Below are 22,118 nucleotides of genomic sequence, written 5' to 3'. Positions count from 1 at the left end.
GGTCGCGGATGTCGCGCACTACGCGGGTGAACGCCCGCGCGATACGCACCGGTCAGGCCGCCTCGTCCTCGATGGTCTCCAGACGCGCCGAGGGCATCGGCCCGGCCTGGTCGGGTGTGCCGCCGTACAGCCGTCCGGCCTGTTCTTCTCCGGTGCCATGGGCGGGGACCTTGCAGCCGTCAGGGCTGTGGGCCGGCGAACCGACCGGGGACGAGTGCGATTCCGGGGGCCGATGCGGGGGTGCGGGCACGAGTGTGTCGGCACCCTGGCAGCGAGACGGGTGGGGTGAGACGGGCGGCGGGGGTGGCGGCGGTGTGGCCGGCCTTGACGGCCAGGGCGTAGTCGAAGCCGAGCGCACGGGCGGTGCGTCGCAGTTCCAGGCCGCCGTAGACCTCATCACCGGCCAACCAGCGTGCCGTGACGCCAGGGCTACCTCGTCGGGCGTCGTCGTACCGTGCGCCGGATCGCCGCCGGTGTCAGGCCCACGCCAATGCTCAGGATGAGCGTTGCCGCGGCCAGCAGGGTGGACCGCCAGGGCCACGATGCGCCTGTAAGCTCCAGGTGGGCCGAGGGGTACTCCGAGAATTTCGCGGTGGTCAGCTCCGTACGGCGGTCGCTGTGCTCGGCGAGGTCCCGCAGTACCGGATCGAAGCCGAACTCCCCGGGCCGCCGTCCCCCGTCGGGCAGTTCGGCGGTGAGCCCATTGCGGCGAGCCCAGCCGCGCAGCGCGGTGCCGATGCCGGAGGCGTCCTTGACGCCGGGTACCACGAAGCGGTCCGCACCATGGGCATCCCCCTTCGCCGGCCTGGTGACGAGAACCAGGCCGTGGCGGGTGGTGACGGTGTCGCGGGCTCCGATCACCATGGTCCGGGTGGCGAAGGAGACACCGCCGTATCCTTCGAACGCGGCGGCCGCGTCGATCTCCTCGACGCCGTCGACCAGGCCGATGGCCGTGGTGGGGCGCAGCCATGGGAACGCCGCGTTAAGGGCGTACGGCATATCGCCGAGGGCGAGATGGTTGGCCGGTATCGCGGTCGGTCCGTCCGGAGTCCAGCCGGGGTAGGACAGACCGGTGCCGATACGGGTTGCCTCCGCCTCCCCGGCCAGTTCCTCGACCACTCGCAGGGCGCCCGCAGTGCCGGAGGTGACGCCCGCGGTGGTGGTCACCCGCCCGTCCTCGACGTAGCGCTGCCCGCGCCTCCAGTCGACCTTTGGGTAACTACGTTTCAGGGAACCGAGGTTGGACCAGAACGACGTGGCGCTGCGGCCGTCGAGCAGGCCGGAGGCCGCCAGCAGTTCGGAGCCCGCGCACACCCCGAGGATCCGGGCGCCCTTGCGGTGGCGTTCGACGATCCACCGGCGCAGGGGTTCCTCGCTCGCGCCGGCGGGGTCGGTCACCGCGGGGACGACCACCACGTCGGGTTCCGGCATGGTGCCGTCCGTCACCTCGGCCAGTGTGTGGTCGGGCAGCAGATGGGCGCCGCCGGACAGTGGGGCGACACGGCGCTCGGCGGCCACCGTGTAGACGAACATGTTCCGCGACTCGGCGAACACCTGGTAGGGCGCGAGTACGTCGGTGGCGACGGAGCCCGCGTTGCTGATGGCGACCGCCACCGTGATCCGGCCTTCGGGCACCGATCGCGCGGTCGGCCATGCCCTGGCATCGGATCCGCGGGGCGCGGCGGCGAAGCTGTCGGCCATCGACGTGCTCACCCCGGCGAAGGTGATCCCCGCAAAGGACGTAGCCGACAGAGTTGTACCCAGCAGTATCCAGCCGACGCGGCGCAGCACCCGGTGCCTCTTGCGCGTATCGGGACTCACCTTGGACAAGACATACCTCTACAATCCGGACACGAGTCGGCAGTGCGGCGGTGCCGTCGGCCCTCGTGGGAACGGGAAACAGGGAAGAAGTGGGGGAGGAACAGGTGCCGGGTCCGTCAGGCGGTCGGCCGCGGTGACGCGCGCAGCAGCGAGGGCGAAGATCCGAAAGCGTCGGCCACCACTCGACGCAGTTGCCGAGCGTCACTGAAGCCGCAACGGAGCGCCACCGCATCGACCGTCAGATCGGTGCCGGACAGCAGGGTGCGGGCCCGCTCCAGTCGCAGTTGCCGTTGGTAGGCGAACGGGGTGATGCCGGTGGCCGCGGTGAAGGCCCGCGTCAGTCCGCGCGGGGACAGCCCCGCGACGTCGGCGAGTTCACGCAAGGTGAAGGCGGCGTCCAGGTGCTGTGCCAGATGGTCCTGCACTCGATGCACGGCGGGGTGGATATGGTCGCGGTGCCGCAGGAACGGACTGATCTGTGCCGCGTTTCCGTCCCGCCGCAAGTACAGCACCAGTTCGCGCGCGACTGCCGCGGTCAGTTCCGGGCCGTGCTCCTGCTCGATCAGAGACAGCGCGAGATCGATCCCCGATGAGATGCCCGCACTGGTGCTGATCCGTCCGTCGTGCACGTAGAGGGCGGCCTCGCGCACCCGGGCGCGGGGGTACCGGTCACGCATCGCCGAGGTGAGCGACCAGTGCGTCGTGCACGCCCTGCCGTCCAGCAGGCCCGCCTCCCCCAGGACTGCGGCACCGCTGCACACCGACGCCACCCGGGCGCCTGCGTCGTAGGCATCGCGTACCAAGCGCACCACGCCAGGCGCCACCAACTGGTCTGATCTGGTCAGTCGAGGTCCCGGTATGAGCACTAGATCACCGGCGCCCACCCGGCTTGTCGGCAGCGGTGCCAGTTCTGCCAGCCGCAGTCCTTGGGCGGACCGCAGATCGTCCGTCTCGGCAACGTACTCCAGCCGGTAGCCACCGCCGAGATGCGCTGCGGCGTCGAACACCTGCACAGGACCGGCGAGATCCAGCAGATTCACCTCGGGTAGCACCAGCACCCACACCCGGCCGGTGCACCCGTTCGTCTGATCGCTCACCCCTCAACGGTAGGCCGCAACGAACCGCACGTACGAGGTCCCCCAACGACATACAGCGGACAGATCTGGCACTCAAAGGCGCCGACCCACGGGCCGGCGGAAGGGGCGGGAGGGAGGCCGACACGGCCGCGGGCGGCCTGCCGGAATCCGGATCCGACCCTTGTGGGAACATGCGGATGGCACCAAGGCGTTGGTCGTCGAATTCGATGCCGGCTCATGCTTCGAAGGAGTCGACGTACACAGTGAGGGTCCCGAACTCCTCTACGTGTTGGACGGGGTTTTCTGCGACGGGACCACCCGACACCCGGCGGGGACCTTCATCTACGGCGCCAAGGGCTCCTCGCATGTGCCGCAGAGCGATGTCGGCTGCACGGTGCTCGCCGTCTACCCGTAGGGATGGACCCCATCGAGTGAGCCAGCAGCCCGGTGCGCTCATCCGCCGGATGAGCGCACCGGGCGCGGGCCCTTGGTGGAGTGAAATTGGCCGGCGATATCAAGCACGCGGCACGGCCGACGAACGACTCCTCATGCATGACAGCGAAGGGCAGAGGAAATGTACGAATACCTTGTGGATCAGCTGACCACCGCGTTCAAGGTCGACCAGAACATGACCCCCGACCAATCGTTCAAGGAACTTGGACTGGACTCTCTGACCATCGCCGAGATAGGCGCTGCTCTGCAGGAGGCACTCGGCGTAGAAGTGGCCGACGAGGAACTGACGGCGGCCACGAAGCTGGGCGCGCTGGCAGGGTTGCTGGAATCGAAAGGTGCGGTCGTTCCCGGTGTCCAGGCTCAGGACTGAGCTCGTCATCTCGGGCATCGGGATGATCACACCCGCCGGGTGTGGCAGTACGGCGAACTGGCGCACCGTCTGCGCTGGTCTGCCCACAGCCGCGCGCACTGCCCAACTCGCCGGGCAGAGGGTGGACTTCGCCTGCACCGTCCCGGCCGACTTCGACGGGCATGAGGTTATCGGCGACCACGCGCGCCGGATGGCCAGGTTCACCCAGTTTGCGGTCGCGGCTGCGCGTCAGGCCGTTCGTGATGCCGGGCTGGGCCCTGGCAGGTGGGATGCGGCCCGCGTCGGTGTGGTGCTGGGCACCGCATTCGGCGGTATCGATGTCTGGCAGGACCAGGCGTATCGGCTTCGGGACCGGGGCAGCCGGTGGATGTCCCCGCTCACTGTGCCCCTTGGCCTTGCCAATATGGCCGCGGGGGCTGTTGCGATGGATCTGGGCCTCCATGGACCCGGTCTCGTCGTGTCGACCGCCTGTGCTTCCGTCCGGGGAACGTCCTTCACGCCTTCGAGGGCGCGTTCGTCGTCGTCGGCCACGACGAGCCGTTCCTGCACGCGGCTGACGGGGGCGCCGCCCCATGCGCGGGCTGCTCAGCCGGGGCGGCGCAGACGGCCGTCCGTCAGTTCGAGTACGTTGTCCGCGTAGCGTTCGCGCAGGGCGCGGTCATGGGTGACCAGGACGATCGGCCCGGTGAACTCCTCGATCGCCTCCTGTAGTTGCTCCACCAAAGGCAGGCTGAGGTGATTGGTGGGCTCGTCGAGCAGCAGGAGGTCCGGGCGGGCGGCGAACAGCTCCGCGATGCCCAGGCGGCGGCGCTGGCCCGTCGACAGCCGGTCCACCGGCACCGCCAGGTCGCCGCGCCGGAAGAGCCCGAAGCGGCCGAGTTCGGCGTGCGCGCTCTCGTGGTCGAGAGCCCGGCGTTGTGCGTAGACCTCCAGGAGAGTGCGGTGGCCGTCCTCGTACACCGTCTCCTGCGGCAGGTATCCCACCCACGCTCCGTCCCGCAGGGTGACGGTGCCGCGGTGGGCGGGCAGGACACCCGCGAGCACCCGCAGCAGGGTGGACTTGCCCGAGCCGTTGGGGCCGACGACGACGGCGCGGTCGCCCTCGCGGAGGTCGAGGTCCACGCCGCGGAGCACGTCGGCCAAGCCGATGCCCCTGGCACTCAGCAGCGGCGGCCGGGTGCGCCCCGGCTGCTCCGCGGGGGCCGCGGCGTCGTCCGGCGCGGCCGCGGTGGCGGGGGGCCGGAAGCGCAGTGGCTCGGGCGGGCGCGGGACGGGGTGCTCCAGGAGCCGTTGCAGGTGGAGGCGGGCGGCCCGGGTCCGGCGGGCGATGGCGGCCTGGGCGCCGCCGCCCGCGTGGTCGTAGCCCATCTTGTCGCGGTCCCGCATCAGGCCACCGCGGTCACCGGCGGCGCCCGCCCGGTGGAGTCGCTCCCGCACGCGGTCGGTCTCCTCGCGCCAGCGCGTGTACTCGCGTTCCCAGCGGGCACGGGCGGCGCGCCGTTCGGCGAGGTAGTCGTGGTAGCCGCCGCCGTGGCGCACGGCCGAGCCGCGGGGGCCGTCCAGATCGACGATGGCGGTGACCGCGCCGCCGAGCAGGCAGCGGTCGTGGGAGGCGATGACGCAGGGGCCGCGGTAGCCGCTGAGCCAGTCCGTGAGCCAGTCGGTGGCGCGGTCGTCGAGATGGTTGGTGGGCTCGTCGAGGAGCAGCGCGGACGGCTGCGCGAGGACGAGTTCGGCGAGCGCGAGCCGGGCCCGCTGACCGCTGGAGAGCCGCCCCACCGGGTGCGCGGGCGCGACGCCGCCGAGGCCGAAGACGGCGAGGACCTCCCCGGTGCGTGCCTCGCGCTCCCATCCGCCCCGGTCGGCGAAGGCGTCCTGGGCGCGGCCGTACTCGGCGAGGAGGGCGTCGAGGCCGGCCGGGTCGGTTTCCTCGGTGTGTGCCATGCGCTGTTCGAGGTCCTGTAACCGTGCGGTGATCGCGTCGAGTTCGGCGTGCGCGCGGTCCAGTACGTCGGTGACGGCCCGTCGGCCGGGAAGTCCGGCTCCTGCGGCAGGAACCCGACGCGGCCGGTGACGGCCCGCAGCACGGTGCCCCGGTCGGGGGCCAGGCCCCGGGCGAGGATCCGCAGCAGGGTGGACTTGCCGAGGCCGTTCTCACCGATCAGGCCGATGCGCTCGCCCGCCGCGACGGTCAGCGAGATGTCGCGCAGCACGGGCCGGTCGCCCAGGGTGCGGGAGACGCCTTCGGCCGCCAGGTGGGCCGCGCCGCGGCTGCCCGCCAGGACATCGGCGCCGTCGGGGAGGTGAACGGTGTGCTCCATGGCTCCAGTATCGGGTCGACATCGGGGCGGGAATCATCCGTGGCCACCGGGTCGGCGCCGAGTCCGGGGCCGCGGCTGTGCTCGCGGGGCGTACCGGGCGGGGCCGCGGGCGGGACCAGTGGTGGCGGGCCAGGACCACGAGCGAGGCGGGGAAGCACAGCACCGTCAGGGACGGCGGCCGGCTCCTCCCCGGCGCGCCCGGCGGCAGCGGCCCGGGTTCACCAGTCATGGACGTCCCTCGGTGCCGAGGAGTGGCGCAGCTCGCTGCGCGCCCGTTCCAGGTCGGCCTCGACCATCATCCGGATCAGCTGCTCGAAGCCGACCCGGGGCTCCCAGCCGAGCTGGGTGCGGGCCTTCTTCGGGTCGGCGCACAGCAGGTCCACCTCGGCGGGGCGGACCAGGCGGGGGTCGCTGACGACGTACTCCCGCCAGTCCAGGTCCACCGTCTGGAACGCGATGCGCACCGCGTCGCGTACGGAGTGCATGTGCCCGGTGCCCACGACGTACTCGCCGGGTTCCGGCTGGGCGAGCATCAGCCGCATGGCGCGTACGTAGTCCCCGGCGAAGCCCCAGTCGCGTACGGCGTCGAGGTTGCCGAGGCGCAGTTCGTCCTGCAGGCCGAGGCTGATCCTGGCGGCCGCCCGGGAGATCTTGCGGGTGACGAACTCCCGTCCGCGCCGCGGGGACTCGTGGTTGAAGAGGATCCCGGCGGTGGTGAACATGTCGAAGGACTCACGGTAGTTGCGGGTGATGAGGTGCCCGTACGTCTTGGCGACGCCGTAGGGGCTGCGGGGCCGCGGCGGGGTGTCCTCGTCCTGGGGCACCGCGGTGACCTTGCCGAACATCTCGGAGGACGACGCCTGGTAGAAGCGTATGGTGCCGGCCGGGGCGGCGCCGGACTTGCCGATGCCGCTGACGATGCGGATGGCCTCCAGGATGCGCAGCACGCCCATGCCGGTGACCTCGCCGGTGAGTTCGGCCTGCTGCCAGGACAGCGGGACGTAGGAGATGGCCGCGAGGTTGTAGACCTCGTCGGGCTGGACCTGGTCGACGGCGGCGACCAGGCTGCTCTGGTCGAGCAGATCGCCCTCCACGAACCGCAGTTCGGCGGCGATCCGCTGGATGCGGGGGCGGTGCGGGTTGGCCTGGCCGCGGACCAGGCCCCACACCTCGTACCCGAGTTCCAGGAGGTGTTCGGCGAGGTAGGAGCCGTCCTGGCCCGTGATGCCGGTGATCAGTGCGCGTTTCACGGTCTGGCTCCTTCCTTCGGCCGGGCGGCGGGCGGATGCTCGTCCCCGGGATGGGGCAGCGGTGGCCGCCAGTCGGCCGTGGCGAGTGTCGCGATCAGTTCGGCCGCCTCGGCGAGCGTGGGGACGCTGCCCAGGCAGCCGGGGTGCCGGGCGGGTGGTCCGCCGCGTCCGCTGCGGACGTGGACCGAGCAGCAGCCCGCCGCACCGGCGGCCATCAGGTCGGTGTCGTGGTCGCCCACGAGCAGCGCCCGGGACGGGTCAACTCCCAGGTGGGCCAGGGCGCCCGTGAGGAGCCCCGGGCGGGGTTTGCGGCAGGGGCAGCGGACGTCGGCCTTGTGCGGGCAGTGGCGGATCACCGGGCGGGGCACGCCGACGGCCGCCAAGTCCTCGGCCATGCGGTCGTGGATGCGGCCGAGTTCGTGCTCGGTGAGCAGGCCGCTGCCGATGGCCGACTGGTTCGTCACCACGGCCAGGCGCAGGCCGAGTTCCGTGAGACGCGCGCAGGCGTCGAGCGCGTCGGGCAGCCACCGCCACTGGTCGGCGCGGGTCACGTGGTCGGGGCGGTTGACGTTGAGGACGCCGTCGCGGTCGAGGAGCACCGCCTGGAGCGGCGCCGCGCGTGCCGGGCGCCGTGGTCGGCGGTCAGCCATGGCCCGGCCTCAGCAGGGCGGACGTCCCGGGGCGGCCGGATTCCGGGTCGGCGGTGGGCGCGGGGGTGCTCTCGGCGATGAGTTCCCGGACCGCGGTGCGGACGGCGGCGGCCGAGGTCAGCCGGGGCCGCCAGCCGAGGCCGAGCAGCCGCCCGGGGCTGACCCGTACGGTGGGAATGTCGCCACGCCAGCCGCGCTCCCCGGTGCCGTAGGCGATCTCGCTGTCGGCGCCCGGGAATTCGGCGACGGCGATGCGGGCGACGTCGGCGGCCGAAGTGGCGTCGGTGTTGCACACGTCGTACGCCTCGAACGCCTGCGGGACGGCGCAGCGCGCCTCGCCCGGCGCCTCGGCGAGCGTCGTCAGGGCCGTCACGCAGTCGGAGACGTGGAGGTAGCTGCGGGTCTGGCTGCCGTCGCCGAGGACGGTGAGCCGGCCGGAGTCCTGTCGCAGCCGGCCGACGAAGTCGTGCACGATGCCGCGTCGCATGCCCGCGCCCACGATGTTGGAGAGCCGCGCGGCCACCGCGCGGAATCCCGTCTCGTGGGCGGCGGCGCACAGGAACGCCTCGGCCGCGGCCTTGCCCGCGCCGAACCGGGTCGTCGGGCGCGGCGGGCGTGCCGGCGACAAAGCCCCGTCCGGTGGTGTGCCGTGGCCGTCCTGGTCGCCGTAGACGAGTTGGCTGGAGGCCATCACCACGCACCGCGGCGGGTGTTCGGCGAGCGCTTCGAGGAGGGCCACCGTGCCGGCCACGGTGGTGTCCAGATCGGCGCGGCCGGACTGGGCCCAGGAGCGGTTCTCGGTGTTGGCACCCAGGTGGAAGACCCAGCGGGCGCCGTCCGTGAGCCCGCGCAGCGTCCGGGTGTCCCGCAGGTCGGCCTCGTGGTAGCGCAGACGCGGGTCGGGGCCGGCGCCGCGCAGCCGGTGCGCCGCCGACCACGGGACGACGTCCACGGCGGTCACGTGGCAGGGTCCGGTCAGCAGCTTCGTCACGAGGTGCGATCCGATGAATCCGGCGGCTCCGGTGACCACGGCGTGCGGTACGTCGCCGGGGATGTCCTCTGGTACGTCCATGTCCTGGCCTTCCGTGGCTGGTCGGGTGAGGGTGCGGTGGTGGTCCGGGCGGGGTGGCGCCGGTCCTTGGTGTCTCAGCGGACGGCGTCGAGGAGTTTGGACAGGCTGCGGATGCGGGTGTAGCGCACGGTGTCGTCCGGGTAGATGCCCAGCGGGTCGTAGAGGATCGTGGGGGGCAGGTGCGGTGGGGCTCCGTCGAGGGTGTCGCCGACATAGCGGCACTGGTCCAGGGGCCGGCCCAGGGCGACGGCCGCCATCCGGAAGATCCTGGGGTCGGGTTTGGCGATGCCGACGGCGTACGAGTCGAGGACGCCGTCGAGGCGGTCGAGCAGTCCGGCCCGCGCCAGTTCGGCGTGGGCGTGGCCGTCGGCGTTGCTGACGACGTAGCGCTGGACGTGCCGGGGCAGGGCGTCCAGGAACGGCACGGCCTCGGGGTTGACGACGCTCCACAGCACCGTGTCGTCCACCTCGTGCCGGACTGCCCGCCACAGCGATTCGGCGGCGTCGGGTGGGCATCCGGCGTGGGTGGACCACCGGTGGGCGAAGGAGAGCGGGCCGGTGTCCGGCTCGCTCTCCAGGTCGCGGTCGCGGGCCGCGAGAGCGACGGCGCGGCGTGCGGTGCCGGGATCGATGCGCAGCCCGAACCGCTTGCCGTGGTGGGCGATGACCTCGCCGTCGAGCAGGATCAGGACGCCCCCTGAGTCCAGGAGCAGCGCCGGGGGGTGCGCTGTCGCGCTCCTCGGGGGGCGGGGCCGGGCGGGGTCGGGAGGTGTGGCGGAGGCGCGGGGCTGTGCGGTGCTCATGGTGGCTCCTCTCCACCTTCGGTCCCGGGCCGGGGCCGAAGGGCACCGGACGTGACCGCTACGGGCCGCGGTGGTCAGTTGCGGCGCGTGGGGGTCACCGGGGTCCCGGGGTCAGGAACAGGTTCACGAACTCTCGTTCCGTGCTCTGCGCGGCCTCGACGAACTCCTCGTCCGGCAGGCCCGGGTCGATGTCCAGGTCGTCGACGATGTCGCGGGTGAAGCCGAGCGAGGAGTAGACCCGCAGCACCTCCACGGGGTCCGCGCCGCGCTCGCGGATGCCCGGCGGCCAGAACTCGACCAGCATCCGGGGGCGGCAGCGGTGCAGCGTGCGCCGCATGCCGAGGATCGCGAGATGGTCGCCGCCCTGGAGGTCCACCTTGACGAAGTCGATCCCTGGCACGTCGTCGAGGATGTCGTCCAGGGCAATCACCGGTACGGGGTGGCCGAGTTCGCTCGGCTGGTCGAGGACCCGGTGGTCGCCGGTGTTGCCCTCCTTGTCCCGGCGCAGGTGGGCGATGCCGGGCCGGTCGCCGGCCGCTGCGAACACCGGGGTGACGTTGGAGGCGCCGTTGCGCAGCAGGTTCTGCACGAGCAGCTGGTGGTTCCAGGCGTCGGCCTCGACGGAGATCACCCGGCCGTGGGACTGCACGAGCTGGGACATCAGGAGGCTGAAGTAGCCGATGTGCGCGCCGATGTCCAGGACAGTGGTGCCGGCGGTGACGGTCTTGCGGATCGCGGCGTCCTCGTCGGCCTCCCAGCGGCGGGTCTCGGCGATCTCGGGCCGGATGATGGTGTCGTCGCCGTCGATCTGGAGGGCGCCGACGTCCGAGTCGAGGTGGGCGGGAAGCCGCCAGCGCGGTGCCGCGGCGCCGGGTTCGGCGAAGGCGCCGCCCACGATCGGCCGCCACAGCCGCGCGGTGGTCGCCCCCGCCGCCCGTGCGTCCTGAGGGGAGGCTCCGTTGGTGGTGGCGATCGCCGCGGCGGCGGCGCGCTGCACGGTGAGTGCGTAGTCGGCGGGCGAGGGGCCGCCGTAGGGGGCACGGTTTCCGGTTTCGGTCATGCGGATCCGGGTCCTTTCTCGGATGTACGGGGCTGGGTGGGGTCAGACGGGTACGCCCTCGACGACGCTGTGGTAGTGGGCTTCGAGGTAGCCGTGGTCGGCCAGCTTCCGCGTCATCGTGTGCCGGAACCCGGCAGACGCGAACAGCTGGGCGAACTCGGCCTCGGTGCGTACGCGTCCGCGCGTGGTCACCAGCAGATCCATGTCAGTGGTGACGATGCCGTGGGCGGGCCCGAGGTCGTCGGTCCCCAGCGGCATCAGCGGCTCCATCACGAGGATCCGGCCGTCGTCGGGGATGACATCACGGCAGTTGCGCAGGAGTGTGCTGACCCGTTCGTCGTCCCAGTCGTGCAGGACGCTCTTCATCAGGTACAGATCGCCGCCGCGCACCACCTCATCGAAGGCGTCCCCGGCGACGGCCGTGCAGCGGTCGGCGACACCGGCCTCGGCGAGCAGCCGTCCCGCCTGTGCCACGCCTTCCGGCCGGTCGAACACGATGCCCTGGAGGCCGGGGTGGGCGGCGAGCACGCAGCTGAGCAGGGCTCCGTTGCCTCCGCCGACGTCCACGACGGTCTTGCACCAGGAGAAGTCGTAGCCCTGGGCGAGGGCGGGGCCCACGGCCTTGGTGTCCTCACCCATCGCCGAGTTGAACACCGCGTAGTCCTCGGGACGTTGGGCGTAGTACGTGAAGTAGGGCACCCCGTGGATGCGTTCGAAGCCGTTGCGGCCCGTGCGGACGGTCTCGGCGAGGTCGCCCCAGCTTCGCCACATGGCCTCACCGGCGAAGAGCAGCACCATGGCGCACAGCGAGTCCGGTACGTCCGAGCGGAGCGGACGGCCCATCGGCGTGAGGGCGTAGCGGTCGGGGCCCGCCGGGGCGACGATGCCGGCGCCGTCCATGCCGCGCAGCAGGCGACGCAGCGACATCTCGTCGGCGCCGCTGCTGCGGGCGAGTTCGGCGCAGGTGCGGGGACCGTCGGCCAGGGCGTCGGGCAGGCCGAGACGGACTGCGGCGTGGATGATCTGGGCGGGCATGGAGCCGAAGGCCAGTTGCCACAGACGGGCCGTCTGCTCGTCGTCCTGCGGCGTCTTTGCCTGCGGGGCGGGGTCGTGGGTGGTCATGGTGGGTCCCTCTCCTTCAGTGCGCCGGTGCCGCGGGGGCGTGCGGCGGGTCGGACGGGGTGGGGGGTGCGGACTGGACGAGGCCGAGGACATCGGCGCGCAGGGACTGAGTCCGGCCATGCCGCCGCCCGCCTCGACCACGGCGGTGATCCGCCGCGCGGGCGCCGTGGCCGGTGCAGCGAGGGCGAGCAGGTGGTCCCGATAGCCGGCGAGCACCGAATGGTCCCGGACGGTTCCGGTACCCGTCGTGCGCGCGGGCGCTGGGGCGCGCGCCATGTCCAGCAAGGTGCGCAGTCCGGTGTTCCAGCCGACGGGTTCGGCGTGCGCGCGGCACAGCTTGATGCCGTTGTAGTGGGGCGGGTTGTGACTCGCGGTGATCATTGCGCCGGGACGGCCCAGGGCCGCCGAGGCGTAGGAGAGCATGTCGGTGCTGGCCAGGCCGATGCGTACGACGTCGCTGCCCTGGCCGAGCACGCCCCGGACGAAGGCCCGGGTGAGCCGTGGCGAAGAACGGCGCATGTCGTGCCCGACGATCACTTCGCCCTCCGGCACCAGGCGCGCGAAGCGCGCCCCGAACGTCTCGACGAGGTCCTCGTCGAGTTCGTCGTCCACGACTCCTCGTATGTCGTACGCCTTCACCACGGCGGCTGCGTCGCCCATGTTCGGCTCCTCGCTGTCCGGCCGCGCTCACCAGCGGCGGATACGGGTCGGCTGCACGGGGGGACGGCGGGTGCCGTCCGGCAGGATGTAGGGGTCCTCCGGGCCGAACGGCTCCTCCCACCACTCCTCGCGAGCGGGCTGCCATGTCTCGTCCGGGTAGATGCAGTCGGCGGGGCAGACCGGGGGCAGGCATTTGCCGCAGCCGGAGCAGAGTTCGGGCAGGATGGCCATGCCGTGGCCGAGGTTGAAGACCGCGCCGAACTGGGACGGGCATGCCTCGACACAGGCGTCGCAGCTGATGCACTCGCTCTCTTCGATACGCAGGGGTGGCCGCCGCCACTGCGCAGGGCGCGTGCGGTCGGTGACGCGCTGGGCGCGGGGAGTCTCCTGGGCCGGCGTCGGCTCGGTCCTTGAGCGCCGTTCGCGCCGCCCCGCGGGGCGGTCCGGCTCGCCGCCGGGCCGGTCTGCGGGCGCGCGTCCGTTGCTCTGCCGGGCGGGCCGGCCGGGGCGTTCATCGGTCATGGGCGGGATCCTCCGAGACGGGTGAGGCCATGAGGGGTGCTGGCATGGGTGGGGTGATGCAGGGTTGCCGGCCGTCGGTGGGGCCGAGGGTGGCGGTCGTCCACGTGATCGTGGCCCGTACGGCGGCGGCCAGGCCGTTCGCCGAGAAACCGTGGCTGCCGTCGACGACGTGCAGCGTCCAGTCGGGGCGCCGGTCGGTCTCGTCGAGGAGGAGGCGGGTGGTGGTGTCGGGGTGCTCCAGTTCCTCGGTCCCGTAGACGACGAACACCGGTACTCCGTTCTCCCGCAGCAGTCCGGGGTAGTCACGGCCGCGGTCGTCGCGGGTGTAGGCGACACCGAGCCACAGGCCGCACCAGGCGGCGGCGAGGGTGCCGTCGACGCGCTGCAGGCGGGGCGCGGGCCCGTCGCCTTCCTCGCTGAGGATCGGTCCCCACAGGACCGCTCCGGTGACGGCCGGCAGGTGGTGGGCGGCCATCGCGGCGAGCCGGGCGCCCGCGCTGTTGCCCACCACGACGAAACGTTCGGCCACTCCCTGTGCGCGCAGCCGGTCGACGGCCGCGCCCAGGTCCGTCAGGCGGCGGCTCCAGGTGGTGTGCGTGAAGCAGCCGTCGCTCACTCCTGTGCCCCGGCTGTCGTACCGGAAGACGGGCACGCCGTGCTCGGCCCCGGCGTGGGCCAGAAGAGTGCCGCACTCGTGGATGTCCACGCGCTGCCCTGGGTTGCCCGGCTCGTAGACAAGGCACACGGGCCAGGGGCCGGGACCGGCGTCGGGCGTGTGCAGGATGCCGAGCAGTTCGTCGCCTTCGGAGGTGAGGCGCGCGGAGCTGATGACGGATGTCCCGGGGCCGGGAACCGAGTCCGCCGTCCGGCCGGTGTACGGGCCCGGGGCCGAGGTACCGAAGGGAGGGGGGTGGTCCTCGGCGGCCGGAACAGGGTGGTCCGTGTGTACGCCCGGGGTACGGCCCGCACCGACGGGCGGGGGATCCGCGGGCGCGTCCCGGGCGCCGTCCGCACCACCCGTCGGCGTAGGGGCCCTGCCCGTCAGGAAGTGCTCCGCGGCTGTCATGACGGTCTCGCGCGGCTCGTGTTCCCAGTGCCAGCTCGGAGCCCACTTGGTCGGCCGGTGGCTGATCTCGCGCACGGGCAGTCCGGTGTCGCGGGCCCACGACCCGTCCTCCTCCGCGGCCGCGACGACCAGCGTGCGGGTGCCGCGCAGCCCGGCGAACGCCGGGCCGGCGGCTGCGGAGGCGTCCGCGAGCAGCCCGGCGTCGACCGGCCCCGCGGGCTGCGGCGGCTGATAGGGCTCGCCGACGGCCGCGTCGAGCAGGGCCGCCGCGACCGTGCTGTCCTGGAGTTCGTCGGGGGCCGCCCGGCCGCGCGTGCGGAGAGCGGCGAGTTCCCGCGGGGCCCGTGGGCCGGACCGCCACAGCGCCAGATCGGGGCAGACGAGCACGCCGGCGGCGCTCTCACCGGCCGTCAGCATCTCGGCCGCGAGCACGTTGCCGAGGCCGTAGCCGATCACGGACACCGGGCCGGCACCGGTCTGCCGGGCATGGGCGACCACGGCTCGCGCGGCGGCCCGTGCCCCGGACCAGGTCGCCGGGCGGCCGGTGGCGGCGCTGTCGGCGTGACCGGGATGGTCGTACTGCAGGACGTTCACGCCGCGGCGACGCAGCCGGCGGGCGAGGATCGACCACAGGTAGCGCGGCTCGCTCATCCCGATGGCGAGTCCGGTCAGCAGGACGACGGTGGGGGCGGCGCCGTCGTGCTGGTGGCGCACCACGCAGACCGGGTCGGCGGGTCCACGCGCCGTCAGGAAGTACTGGCTCAGCCGCGGTCGCATGCCGACCGCTCCCTCCGTCGGGTCGGCCGGGCGGATGCCCGCAGGGACTCCTCGAACTCCGTGACGGACATCCCGTCCAGCGTCAGGCCGAGCAGCAGCTCCGCCGGAACCCCGGGATGCTTGCGCTCGAAGTGCGCGGCCGAGCGCTCCAGTGCCTCGCGGTAGAAACCGGCCGGTCTGCCGTGCGCGAAGTGGTCGTTACGGGCGGCGGCGCAGTGCCGGAACTCGGCTCCGAGCGTGACGAGTCGGTGCCCGAGCTCCAGGTGTTCCAGGCCCCACCGGGTGAAGTCCTCGTCGAATCCGCCCGCTCGGTCGAAGAGTTCCCGGCGCAGTGAGACGTTGCCGGACAGGAAGCTGAGCCAGCGCACCGGTGAGGTGGTGCGCCCCGTCTCGTCGTAGACGGCGCAGACCTTCTTGACGAACGCGGGGGTGCGCGACCGTCGGCGCAGCGCCTCCCCGTCGGTGGCGAGTTGCTGCTTGACCTCGAAGAGGCGTTCCTCGAAGGAGCTGACGTACATCTCCTTGACGTCCCCGACCACGACGCGGTCTCGCCCGCCGTCGTGGGCGCGGGCGTGGGCGCGTACGAAGCCGGGCACCGGTGCGCGGTCCCCGTCGCAGAAGACGACCACCGCTCCCCGGCTGATCCGCGTTCCGGTGTTCCTGGCGGCGGCGCGGCCGCGCGCGGGGGTGTGCTCCGCGCGCAACGGCAGCCGTTCCCCGGCGGCCCGCAGTACGTCGGCGGTGGTGTCGGTCGACCCGTCGTCGACGACGACGAGTTCCCAGGAGCCCGGCGGGGCGTCCTGGCGGGCGAAGGCGTGCAGCGTCGCGTCCAGGCGTGCCGCCTGGTCGCGGGTCGGCACGACCACGCTGATGTCCGGCGGGATGGTCACCGCGCACTCCGTTCCACGGCTGTCATCGGGCTCTTTCGTTCAGACGACGACCAGGTCCTTGCCCAGCCAGTAGGTGCGGCCGGTCAGGTCCGCCTCGGCGAAGCGCCGCTCGACGTCGAGATAACCCTCGACGAGCTGATCCGCCGTCAGCAGCTTGGGGGTGAAGGTCACGGCCAGGGGGTCGTCGATGCCCTGGGGCCGCTTCTCCAGCAGCCGTCCCTCCCGGCCCAGGTGCTCGTACAGGGGCGTGCCGGGGATGGGGTAGAGGATGCTCAGGAACAGGCGGGAGACCTTGGTGCGCATGGCGAACTCGTAGGTCTCGTCGAAGACGTCCGGGTCGTCCCAGTCGAACCCGAAGATGACGTTGACCTGGGTCTCCACTCCCGCTTCGTGCAGGCGAAGGAGCAGTTCCTCGGCCTCCGGGATCGTGAAGAAGGTCTTCTCGGTGAAGACGCGGTTCTTCTCCCGCACGCTCTCCACCCCGAAGGAGACCACGCGCATGCCCCCGTCGAGCGCCGCCTGGACGACGTCGGGATGGCGGGCGAGGTTGAAGTCGGTCTGGCAGCCCCATTCGATGCCCTCGCCCGCGAGGCGGCCCAGGAGTTCCTTGGAGCGCTTGGGGAAGACGAGGAAGTCGTCGTCGCGAAAGACCACGCGGGGGATGTGGAACCGGTCGCGGTAGGCGAGGAGTTCCGCGTGCACGTCGTCGACGGGGCGGTAGCGCCACTTGCTGTAGAGGAACTCGCTGCAGAAGGTGCACCTGCGCGGGCAGCCCCGCGCGGTGAACGAGGGCAGTACGTGCGGCTGCTCGATCTTGCTGAAGTCGACCAGGTCGAACCGGGGCAGCGGATGGCCCGTCATGGGCACCATCTCGTCGCTCTGGTACGTCTCCTTGAGTTCGCCGTGGGCCAGGTCGGCGAGGAGGCGCTGCCACAGGACGTCGGCCTCGCCCACGACGACCGAGTCGGCGAAACGGCGGATCACCGGCACCAGGCTGTGGTTGTCCTCGATGGTGGCGGGGCCGCCGACGACGACGCGGGGACCGAGCCTGCGGATGGTGCGGGCGAGTTCCAGGGTGCGTTTGAGCTGGATGGTCTGGGTGGTGATGCCGACGATGTCGTAGGAGGGGAGGTCGTAGTCCCGCTCCAGGTCCTCGCACACCTCGTAGACCAGGTCGACGTCCCAGTCGGGCGGGACCATCGCGGCCAGGTAGGGCAGGGTGAGGGAGATCAGCTGTGTGGGCCGCATCTCCTGTTTGTCCAGGCCGTCGGGGGTGTAGACGGCGGGTTCGACCAGCAGTATGCGCACGGCGACTCCTCGGGTCGCGGGGATCGGCGGACAGTACATCGGGGCCCGGCCGGGGCTCCGGGCGGGCGGGAGCGGTTCAGGTCAGGGAACGGGGTGTTCGTGTCGGCCTCGGAAGCGGGCATAGCGTTCGGGTGTGCCGATGTCGGTGAAGGGCTCGGCGACCAGGTGGGCGGCGAGCGCACGGCGCCTGACGAGGGCGCGGAACAGCGCCCCGAGGTCCACCGGGTCCCGGTGCGGTTCCAGGTGCCGCAGGGCGTCGCGGCGCAGCACGCACACGCCGGTGTCGGTCCAGAGGGTGTCGGGGTCTTGGGCGGCGTCCTTGTCGTAGCGGGTCACCCTGCCGTCGTGGACACGGGTGTTGGGGCGTACACCGGTCGCCGCGGAGGTGAGGACCATGGCGGCCTCGTCCCGGGGGCCGAGCCAGCGGGCGGCGTCGGCGTAGGGGATGTCGAGCAGGGTGTCGCCCAGGACGAGCAGGAACACGTCGTCCAGGTGCGGCACGGCGGCCCGCAGTGCTCCCGCAGTGCCGCGCGGGGACGTGTCGACGTGGGCGGTCACCTCGATGGGCGCGGGCAACCGGTCCAGCCGGTCGAGCACCGGCTGGGCGAGGTGGCCGAGGCAGAAGTGGAAGCGGCGCAGCCCGGCGTCCAGCAGCGGGGCGAGGAGCAGATCGAGGAACGGGCGGCCGGCGACGGGCATCAGGATCTTCGGCCTGCGGACGGTCAGTTCGCCGAGCCGGGTGGCCTTTCCGCCTGCCAGGACGGCGACTTGGAGCCCGGTGCGGTGCCGGCCGGACGCGGGGGCGCGCACGTCGTGCCGTGTCATCGCGGCTCCCCGGCCCTCGACGGGCTGTCGGCGGACAGGAGTCCGCGGTGGTGGGCGCGCAGGAGGGCCAGTGCGGTCGGGCCGTCCTGGAGCTCTCCCGTGGTGGCGAGGGCCAGGGCCTCGGTCACCGGGAGAGGGCAGGGGCGGATGGCTTCGCCGTCGTCGAGGCGTGGTTGTCCGGGGCTGACGTCGGGGGCCAGGAAGAGGTGGACCTGTTCGTTGGAGGAGCCGCTGGAGGGCCAGACGGTGCCCAGGGGGTGCAGGAAGCCGGCGCGGGCGCCGGTCTCCTCGGCCAGTTCGCGGCGGGCCGTCTCCTCGGGGCTCTCGTCCGGCTCGCACCGTCCGGCCGGCGCCTCCAGGCACCACTGGCGCACCGCGATCCGCCAGGACCGGATCAGCAGCAGGGTTCCGCCGGCGGTGACGGGCAGCACCAGGGCACAGCCCGGGTGGTCCAGGTAGTACCAACTGCGTTCGCTCCCGCCGACCTCGGGCACCCGCGCCTCCCGGACGACGAGCCACGGCCTACGGAACGCGGCGCGCAGGGGGACCGCGGCACCGTCGCACTCACCGGGAGGAGCTACGGGCCCCGCGGCGACGGGGGTGCCTGGGCTTCCGTTGGCGGGGGCGAGGGCGGGGCCCGGCATCCGGGCGGCGGGAACGACGCCCGGCCTACCATCGGCCGAGCCAGGGCCCGACCTCCCGTCGGCCAGGACGACGCCCGGCCCCCCGTCCACGGAGGCGACGCCAAGCCCCCGTTCAGAAGGGACGACATCCGGCAACCCGGCAGCCGGGACGCTCCCGTGTCGGCAAGCGGCCGTCATGTCGTCCCCACCTCCGCCAGGGACTCCGACAGGGCCCGCACCACGTGCGTCAGCCGCTTCTCGCCCAGGCCGGGGTAGATCGGCAGGCACAGCTGGCCGGCGCAGCCGCGCTCGGTTCCGGGGAGGCTGAGGTCGCGGTGGCGCTCGGTGAGCCACGGCTGATGGTGCAGGGGGGTGGCGTACACCTCGCCCGCCGCCTGTACGCCGCGCACGCGCAGGGCGGCTTTGAGGGCGTCGCGGTCGGTGCCGGACGGGAGCAGCAGCATCGCCTTGTAGCCGCTGCAGGGGTGGTCGGCCACAAGGAAGTCACCGACGGGGAGTCCGCGCAGGGCGTCCGCGTAGCCGGCGACGACTTCGCGGCGGGCGGCGAGGGCCCGGGGCAGTCGGGCGAGCTGGGCACGGCCGAGAACGGCCGCGAATTCCGGGAGCCGGGCGTTCCAGCCGGGGCGGGTGTGCCGGCTCACCCACGCCTCGGGCTTGCCGAGGTTGCGTAACAGGCGTATCTCCTCGGCGAGTCGGGGGTCGCCGGTGATCACCATGCCGCCCTCGCCGGTGGTCATGACCTTGGTGGCGAAGAACGAGAAGGCCCCGGCCACCCCGAAGGTGCCCGCGTGCCGGCCGTCGCGTTCGCTGCCGTGGGCGTGTGCGCAGTCCTCGACCAGGGCGATGCCGCGCCGCTCGCACCAGGCGGCGACGGCCTCGGTCTCGGCGCTGATCAGGCCACCGGTGTGTACGACCGTCACCGCCGCCGTACGCGGGGTGCAGGCCGCGCGCACCTGCTCGACCGTGGGTGCCATGGTGGCCGGGTCGACGTCGGCCAGTCGTACGGTCGCTCCCGCGCGTTCGGCCGCGATGTACGTCGCGAAGTTGGTGCCCGCCGGAACGACGACCTCGCGGCCGCGTACGTCCAGGGCGCAAAGGATCAGCTCCAGGGCGGTGGTGCCGTTGGCGACGGCGACGGCGTGCGGGGCCCGGGTGAACGCCGCGAACTCCTCCTCGAACGCCTCGACGTTGGCGCCCTGGGAGAACTTCCCGGCGCGCAGCAGTCGGTCGACCTCGGCGAGGACCTGGCGGCGCTCGTCGTCGGGCACCTCGATCTCGACGGCCGGAACGAATGGCATGCCCACCCCTCTCGAAATCTTTGGGTTCATCATGCGACGGCCTGCGTGGGCGCACTGCGGCGAAAAAATTTCCGAGGCGCATGCGGGGCGACCTGTTCCACAATGCATCAGACCCTTCCGGACGCGCAACACCTGCTCTGAGTTATTTCGCATCCGGCCCACTTGACGGCGCCTCCCGCACTGCCTTATCAATTTTTCATGACGCTCCAGCATATTGCCCGGCAGGCCACCTCGTTCCTGGCCAGGGGCTACGATTCGCTTTCCCGCCCGCTGCATCCTTCGGTCGCCGAGCTGATCGGCCGTAACGTACCTCGGCTCGACGGCCCCTGGCTCGAACCGTTCAACGGCCAGCATGCGCGGCAGCACATGTTCCGGTCCCTGGTCAGCGCCGTGCGACCGGCCGCGCTCTTCGAGTCGGGCAGCTACCGGGGTGCCTCGACGCGCTTTCTGTGGCATGTCTCGGGAAAGCCCGTCTACACCGCCGAAAAGAACCCGAACTTCGCTCGGTACGTGGCCCGAGAATTTCGCCATGTACCCGAAGTCAAAGTACTCAACCGAGATTCTCGCGAGGCCCTGAAGATCTTGCACAAGGGCTCATACGTGCCGTCCTCGGAAGTATTCCTCTGCTATTTGGACGCGCACTGGAACGCCGATCTTCCCTTGCGCGACGAGGTGGCCTTCATTCTTCAGAAATGGCCCCTCTCGGTCATTGTCGTGGACGATTTCAAAGTGCCCGACGACAGCGGCTACGGATTCGATGTGTACGGCGACACCGAACTGTCAATCGACTATCTCGGTCGGTCCGCTCTGGGGGAGAGCCACGTTCTGTGGCCGAGCTGCCCCGCGCATGAGGAGACCGGATACCGGCGCGGCTGTGTCGTCCTGGCCTCGCCCGGGACGGTGTCCGCCGTCGGCACGCTTCCCGAGCTGCGCCGGATCCCCGGGCCGGCGATCGGCGGCTGACCGCAGCCGCCGGTACACCTCCAGGTATCCGTCGACCATCCCGTCGGCGCCGAACTCCCGTCGCGCCGCCTCCTGGGCGCGGCGGCCGGCCGCAGCGGCCCGCTCCGGGGCGTCGAGCAGTGCGCAGACCGCGCGGGCCAGCGCCTCGGGGTCGCGTGGCGGCACCGGAACCGTACCGGGGCAGCACTCCATGACCTCCGACAGACCCGATACCGCGGTCGCCACCAGTGGGCGGCCCGCGGCCACGGCCTCGATGGCGGAGAGACCGAGACCTTCGGCGTGGCTGGGCTGGACGACCACGTCCGCGGCCCCGTAGAGCGCGCGCATGGAGCCGAACGGCCGGTCGGAGGTGCGCAGCAGCACATGCCCGCGCAGCCCCAGCTCGTCGATGTCGCGCTCCAGCTGCTCCTTGTAGGCGGCCGACGCCGAGTTGAGGGAGCCCACCAGGGCGGCCCGGGCCTGAGGGTGGCGTTCGACGATCCGGGCCATGGCCCACACGAGTTCGCGCTGGCCCTTGCGTTCCTTGTACCTCCCCACCAGCAGCACCAGCGGCTCCCCGGGCGCCACGCCCAGCCAGGCACGGGCGTCCGCGATCTCCCGCACGTCGGCACCGCCGTACAGGCCGGTCTCGATGCCGTACCGCGCGATGTGCACCCGGGCGGGGGGCGCGCCGTGGGCGATGGCCTGCTCGCGGTAGGCACGGCTGCCGGCCACCACCGCGTCGTACGGCAGATGCCCGAAGACGAACCGGGAACGGGAGGCGCCGAACGGGTCGGTCTCGGGGGTCGTCTCGTTCATCGTCACCACGAGAGGACAGCCGACGGCTGCCCGCATCATGGCACCGAGGACGGCACCCACCTGGCAGAACGTCTGCAGGATGTCGACGGGACCGGAGCCGATGAGGCGTTCGGCGTCACCGAGCAGGCCGAAGACCCGCTCCTCCCAGGGCACCCGGTCCGGCCGGTCCCAGAGCGTGGAGTCGGTGCGCACGCGGTGCACGCGCACGCCGAGCAGGTCCTCCCGCTCCGCCGTGCCCGGATAGCGCTCGGTGAGTACGTCGACCTGGTGTCCGCGTCGGGTCAGGCCCGCCGCCAGTGTGTAGATCTGTGTCTCCGACCCGCCGTGGACGGGTGGGAAGGTCGGGGTGAGGAACCAGATGTGCACGGC

21 protein-coding genes and 1 pseudogene are annotated in these 22,118 nt (G+C 72.2%); 3 read left to right on the top strand and 19 right to left on the bottom strand.

From position 1 onward, the window contains the following. Positions 1–52: 52 nt before the first annotated feature. The 3 genes from ACFYTE_RS13895 to ACFYTE_RS13885 all read right to left on the bottom strand — a co-directional run bounded on the left by ACFYTE_RS13895 (position 53) and on the right by ACFYTE_RS13885 (position 2,918). Positions 53–250, bottom strand: coding sequence for a hypothetical protein (locus ACFYTE_RS13895; RefSeq protein ID WP_388709188.1), 198 nt, complete (start codon positions 248–250; stop codon positions 53–55). Positions 251–429: 179 nt separating this feature from the next. Continuing rightward, positions 430–1,821 carry a DJ-1/PfpI family protein gene (locus tag ACFYTE_RS13890; protein WP_388709666.1) on the bottom strand — a complete coding sequence of 464 codons (1,392 nt, stop codon included), beginning with the start codon at positions 1,819–1,821 and terminating at the stop codon, positions 430–432. A 116-nt stretch (positions 1,822–1,937) separates the two neighbouring features. After that, on the bottom strand, positions 1,938–2,918 hold the full coding sequence (locus ACFYTE_RS13885; RefSeq protein ID WP_388709186.1) for a GlxA family transcriptional regulator: 981 nt from the start codon (positions 2,916–2,918) through the stop codon (positions 1,938–1,940). Positions 2,919–3,063: 145 nt separating this feature from the next. Between ACFYTE_RS13885 and ACFYTE_RS13880 the strand changes: the two genes are divergently transcribed. From ACFYTE_RS13880 to ACFYTE_RS13870, 3 genes are all read left to right on the top strand, one after another. Continuing rightward, the gene (locus tag ACFYTE_RS13880) at positions 3,064–3,312 is read left to right on the top strand and encodes a cupin domain-containing protein (RefSeq protein WP_388709664.1); all 249 of its coding nucleotides are present in this window, start codon (positions 3,064–3,066) and stop codon (positions 3,310–3,312) included. Positions 3,313–3,486: 174 nt separating this feature from the next. Beyond that, positions 3,487–3,720: an acyl carrier protein gene (locus ACFYTE_RS13875; RefSeq protein ID WP_388709184.1), complete on the top strand. Its 234-nt coding sequence runs from the start codon at positions 3,487–3,489 to the stop codon at positions 3,718–3,720. Then, complete coding sequence (locus ACFYTE_RS13870) at positions 3,686–4,360, top strand: beta-ketoacyl synthase N-terminal-like domain-containing protein (protein ID WP_388709182.1); 675 nt, start codon at positions 3,686–3,688, stop codon at positions 4,358–4,360. Before ACFYTE_RS13875 ends, ACFYTE_RS13870 begins: the two co-directional genes overlap by 35 nt. Here ACFYTE_RS13870 and ACFYTE_RS13865 read toward each other — a convergent pair. From ACFYTE_RS13865 to ACFYTE_RS13790, 16 genes and pseudogenes are all read right to left on the bottom strand, one after another. Next, entirely contained in the window at positions 4,306–5,664 is a 1,359-nt protein-coding gene (locus ACFYTE_RS13865) for an ATP-binding cassette domain-containing protein (RefSeq protein WP_388709180.1), read from the bottom strand. The genes ACFYTE_RS13870 and ACFYTE_RS13865 overlap by 55 nt on opposite strands. Before the next feature lie 107 nt (positions 5,665–5,771). Then, positions 5,772–6,041: pseudogene (locus tag ACFYTE_RS13860) on the bottom strand (ATP-binding cassette domain-containing protein); the annotation flags it as partial. A gap of 218 nt (positions 6,042–6,259) precedes the next feature. Next, positions 6,260–7,291 carry a GDP-mannose 4,6-dehydratase gene (locus ACFYTE_RS13855; RefSeq protein ID WP_388709178.1) on the bottom strand — a complete coding sequence of 344 codons (1,032 nt, stop codon included), beginning with the start codon at positions 7,289–7,291 and terminating at the stop codon, positions 6,260–6,262. Then, on the bottom strand, positions 7,288–7,941 hold the full coding sequence (locus ACFYTE_RS13850) for a D-glycero-alpha-D-manno-heptose-1,7-bisphosphate 7-phosphatase (RefSeq protein WP_388709176.1): 654 nt from the start codon (positions 7,939–7,941) through the stop codon (positions 7,288–7,290). The genes ACFYTE_RS13855 and ACFYTE_RS13850 overlap by 4 nt, the downstream gene beginning before the upstream one ends. Continuing rightward, positions 7,934–9,013 (bottom strand): NAD-dependent epimerase/dehydratase family protein, encoded by a 1,080-nt coding sequence (locus ACFYTE_RS13845; RefSeq protein ID WP_388709174.1) that lies wholly within the window; start codon positions 9,011–9,013, stop codon positions 7,934–7,936. Before ACFYTE_RS13845 ends, ACFYTE_RS13850 begins: the two co-directional genes overlap by 8 nt. A gap of 74 nt (positions 9,014–9,087) precedes the next feature. Next, a complete protein-coding gene (locus tag ACFYTE_RS13840; RefSeq protein ID WP_388709172.1) occupies positions 9,088–9,816 on the bottom strand; it encodes an HAD family hydrolase in 729 nt (242 codons plus the stop codon). Between the two features lie 94 nt (positions 9,817–9,910). Continuing rightward, entirely contained in the window at positions 9,911–10,876 is a 966-nt protein-coding gene (locus ACFYTE_RS13835) for an FkbM family methyltransferase (RefSeq protein ID WP_388709170.1), read from the bottom strand. Positions 10,877–10,918: 42 nt separating this feature from the next. Next, positions 10,919–12,658: a methyltransferase gene (locus ACFYTE_RS13830; protein ID WP_388709169.1), complete on the bottom strand. Its 1,740-nt coding sequence runs from the start codon at positions 12,656–12,658 to the stop codon at positions 10,919–10,921. Positions 12,659–12,685: 27 nt separating this feature from the next. Further along, positions 12,686–13,180: an indolepyruvate ferredoxin oxidoreductase subunit alpha gene (locus ACFYTE_RS13825; RefSeq protein WP_388709168.1), complete on the bottom strand. Its 495-nt coding sequence runs from the start codon at positions 13,178–13,180 to the stop codon at positions 12,686–12,688. Next, positions 13,170–15,023, bottom strand: coding sequence for an alpha/beta fold hydrolase (locus ACFYTE_RS13820; protein ID WP_388709167.1), 1,854 nt, complete (start codon positions 15,021–15,023; stop codon positions 13,170–13,172). Before ACFYTE_RS13820 ends, ACFYTE_RS13825 begins: the two co-directional genes overlap by 11 nt. After that, complete coding sequence (locus ACFYTE_RS13815) at positions 15,008–15,913, bottom strand: glycosyltransferase (protein WP_388709165.1); 906 nt, start codon at positions 15,911–15,913, stop codon at positions 15,008–15,010. The genes ACFYTE_RS13820 and ACFYTE_RS13815 overlap by 16 nt, the downstream gene beginning before the upstream one ends. 39 nt (positions 15,914–15,952) lie before the next feature. Next, positions 15,953–17,221, bottom strand: coding sequence for a B12-binding domain-containing radical SAM protein (locus tag ACFYTE_RS13810; RefSeq protein WP_388709163.1), 1,269 nt, complete (start codon positions 17,219–17,221; stop codon positions 15,953–15,955). A gap of 81 nt (positions 17,222–17,302) precedes the next feature. Then, positions 17,303–18,046 (bottom strand): sugar phosphate nucleotidyltransferase, encoded by a 744-nt coding sequence (locus ACFYTE_RS13805; RefSeq protein WP_388709161.1) that lies wholly within the window; start codon positions 18,044–18,046, stop codon positions 17,303–17,305. Beyond that, the gene (locus ACFYTE_RS13800) at positions 18,043–18,540 is read right to left on the bottom strand and encodes an NUDIX hydrolase (protein ID WP_388709159.1); all 498 of its coding nucleotides are present in this window, start codon (positions 18,538–18,540) and stop codon (positions 18,043–18,045) included. The genes ACFYTE_RS13805 and ACFYTE_RS13800 overlap by 4 nt, the downstream gene beginning before the upstream one ends. A 323-nt stretch (positions 18,541–18,863) precedes the next feature. After that, positions 18,864–19,988, bottom strand: coding sequence for a DegT/DnrJ/EryC1/StrS family aminotransferase (locus ACFYTE_RS13795; RefSeq protein WP_388709157.1), 1,125 nt, complete (start codon positions 19,986–19,988; stop codon positions 18,864–18,866). Between the two features lie 780 nt (positions 19,989–20,768). Next, positions 20,769–22,115 carry a glycosyltransferase family 4 protein gene (locus tag ACFYTE_RS13790; protein WP_388709156.1) on the bottom strand — a complete coding sequence of 449 codons (1,347 nt, stop codon included), beginning with the start codon at positions 22,113–22,115 and terminating at the stop codon, positions 20,769–20,771. Positions 22,116–22,118: the final 3 nt, after the last annotated feature.

Origin of the sequence: Streptomyces sp. NPDC004629 (assembly GCF_042873595.1) — a bacterium.
Classification (GTDB): Bacteria; Actinomycetota; Actinomycetes; order Streptomycetales; family Streptomycetaceae; genus Streptomyces.
The sequence above is the reverse complement of the archived record's forward strand: the minus strand, read 5'-3'. Positions and strand labels throughout refer to the sequence as shown.

Bases quoted from the DNA above. Each gene is read 5' to 3' on its own strand.
- ACFYTE_RS13840 (WP_388709172.1), bottom strand. From the start codon at position 9,816: ATGAGCACCGCACAGCCCCGCGCCTCCGCCACACCTCCCGACCCCGCC.
- ACFYTE_RS13825 (WP_388709168.1), bottom strand. From the start codon at position 13,180: ATGACCGATGAACGCCCCGGCCGGCCCGCCCGGCAGAGCAACGGACGC.
- ACFYTE_RS13850 (WP_388709176.1), bottom strand. From the start codon at position 7,941: ATGGCTGACCGCCGACCACGGCGCCCGGCACGCGCGGCGCCGCTCCAG.
- ACFYTE_RS13830 (WP_388709169.1), bottom strand. From the start codon at position 12,658: ATGGGCGACGCAGCCGCCGTGGTGAAGGCGTACGACATACGAGGAGTC.
- ACFYTE_RS13835 (WP_388709170.1), bottom strand. From the start codon at position 10,876: ATGACCGAAACCGGAAACCGTGCCCCCTACGGCGGCCCCTCGCCCGCC.
- ACFYTE_RS13805 (WP_388709161.1), bottom strand. From the start codon at position 18,046: ATGACACGGCACGACGTGCGCGCCCCCGCGTCCGGCCGGCACCGCACC.
- ACFYTE_RS13820 (WP_388709167.1), bottom strand. From the start codon at position 15,023: ATGCGACCGCGGCTGAGCCAGTACTTCCTGACGGCGCGTGGACCCGCC.
- ACFYTE_RS13795 (WP_388709157.1), bottom strand. From the start codon at position 19,988: ATGCCATTCGTTCCGGCCGTCGAGATCGAGGTGCCCGACGACGAGCGC.
- ACFYTE_RS13845 (WP_388709174.1), bottom strand. From the start codon at position 9,013: ATGGACGTACCAGAGGACATCCCCGGCGACGTACCGCACGCCGTGGTC.
- ACFYTE_RS13865 (WP_388709180.1), bottom strand. From the start codon at position 5,664: ATGGCACACACCGAGGAAACCGACCCGGCCGGCCTCGACGCCCTCCTC.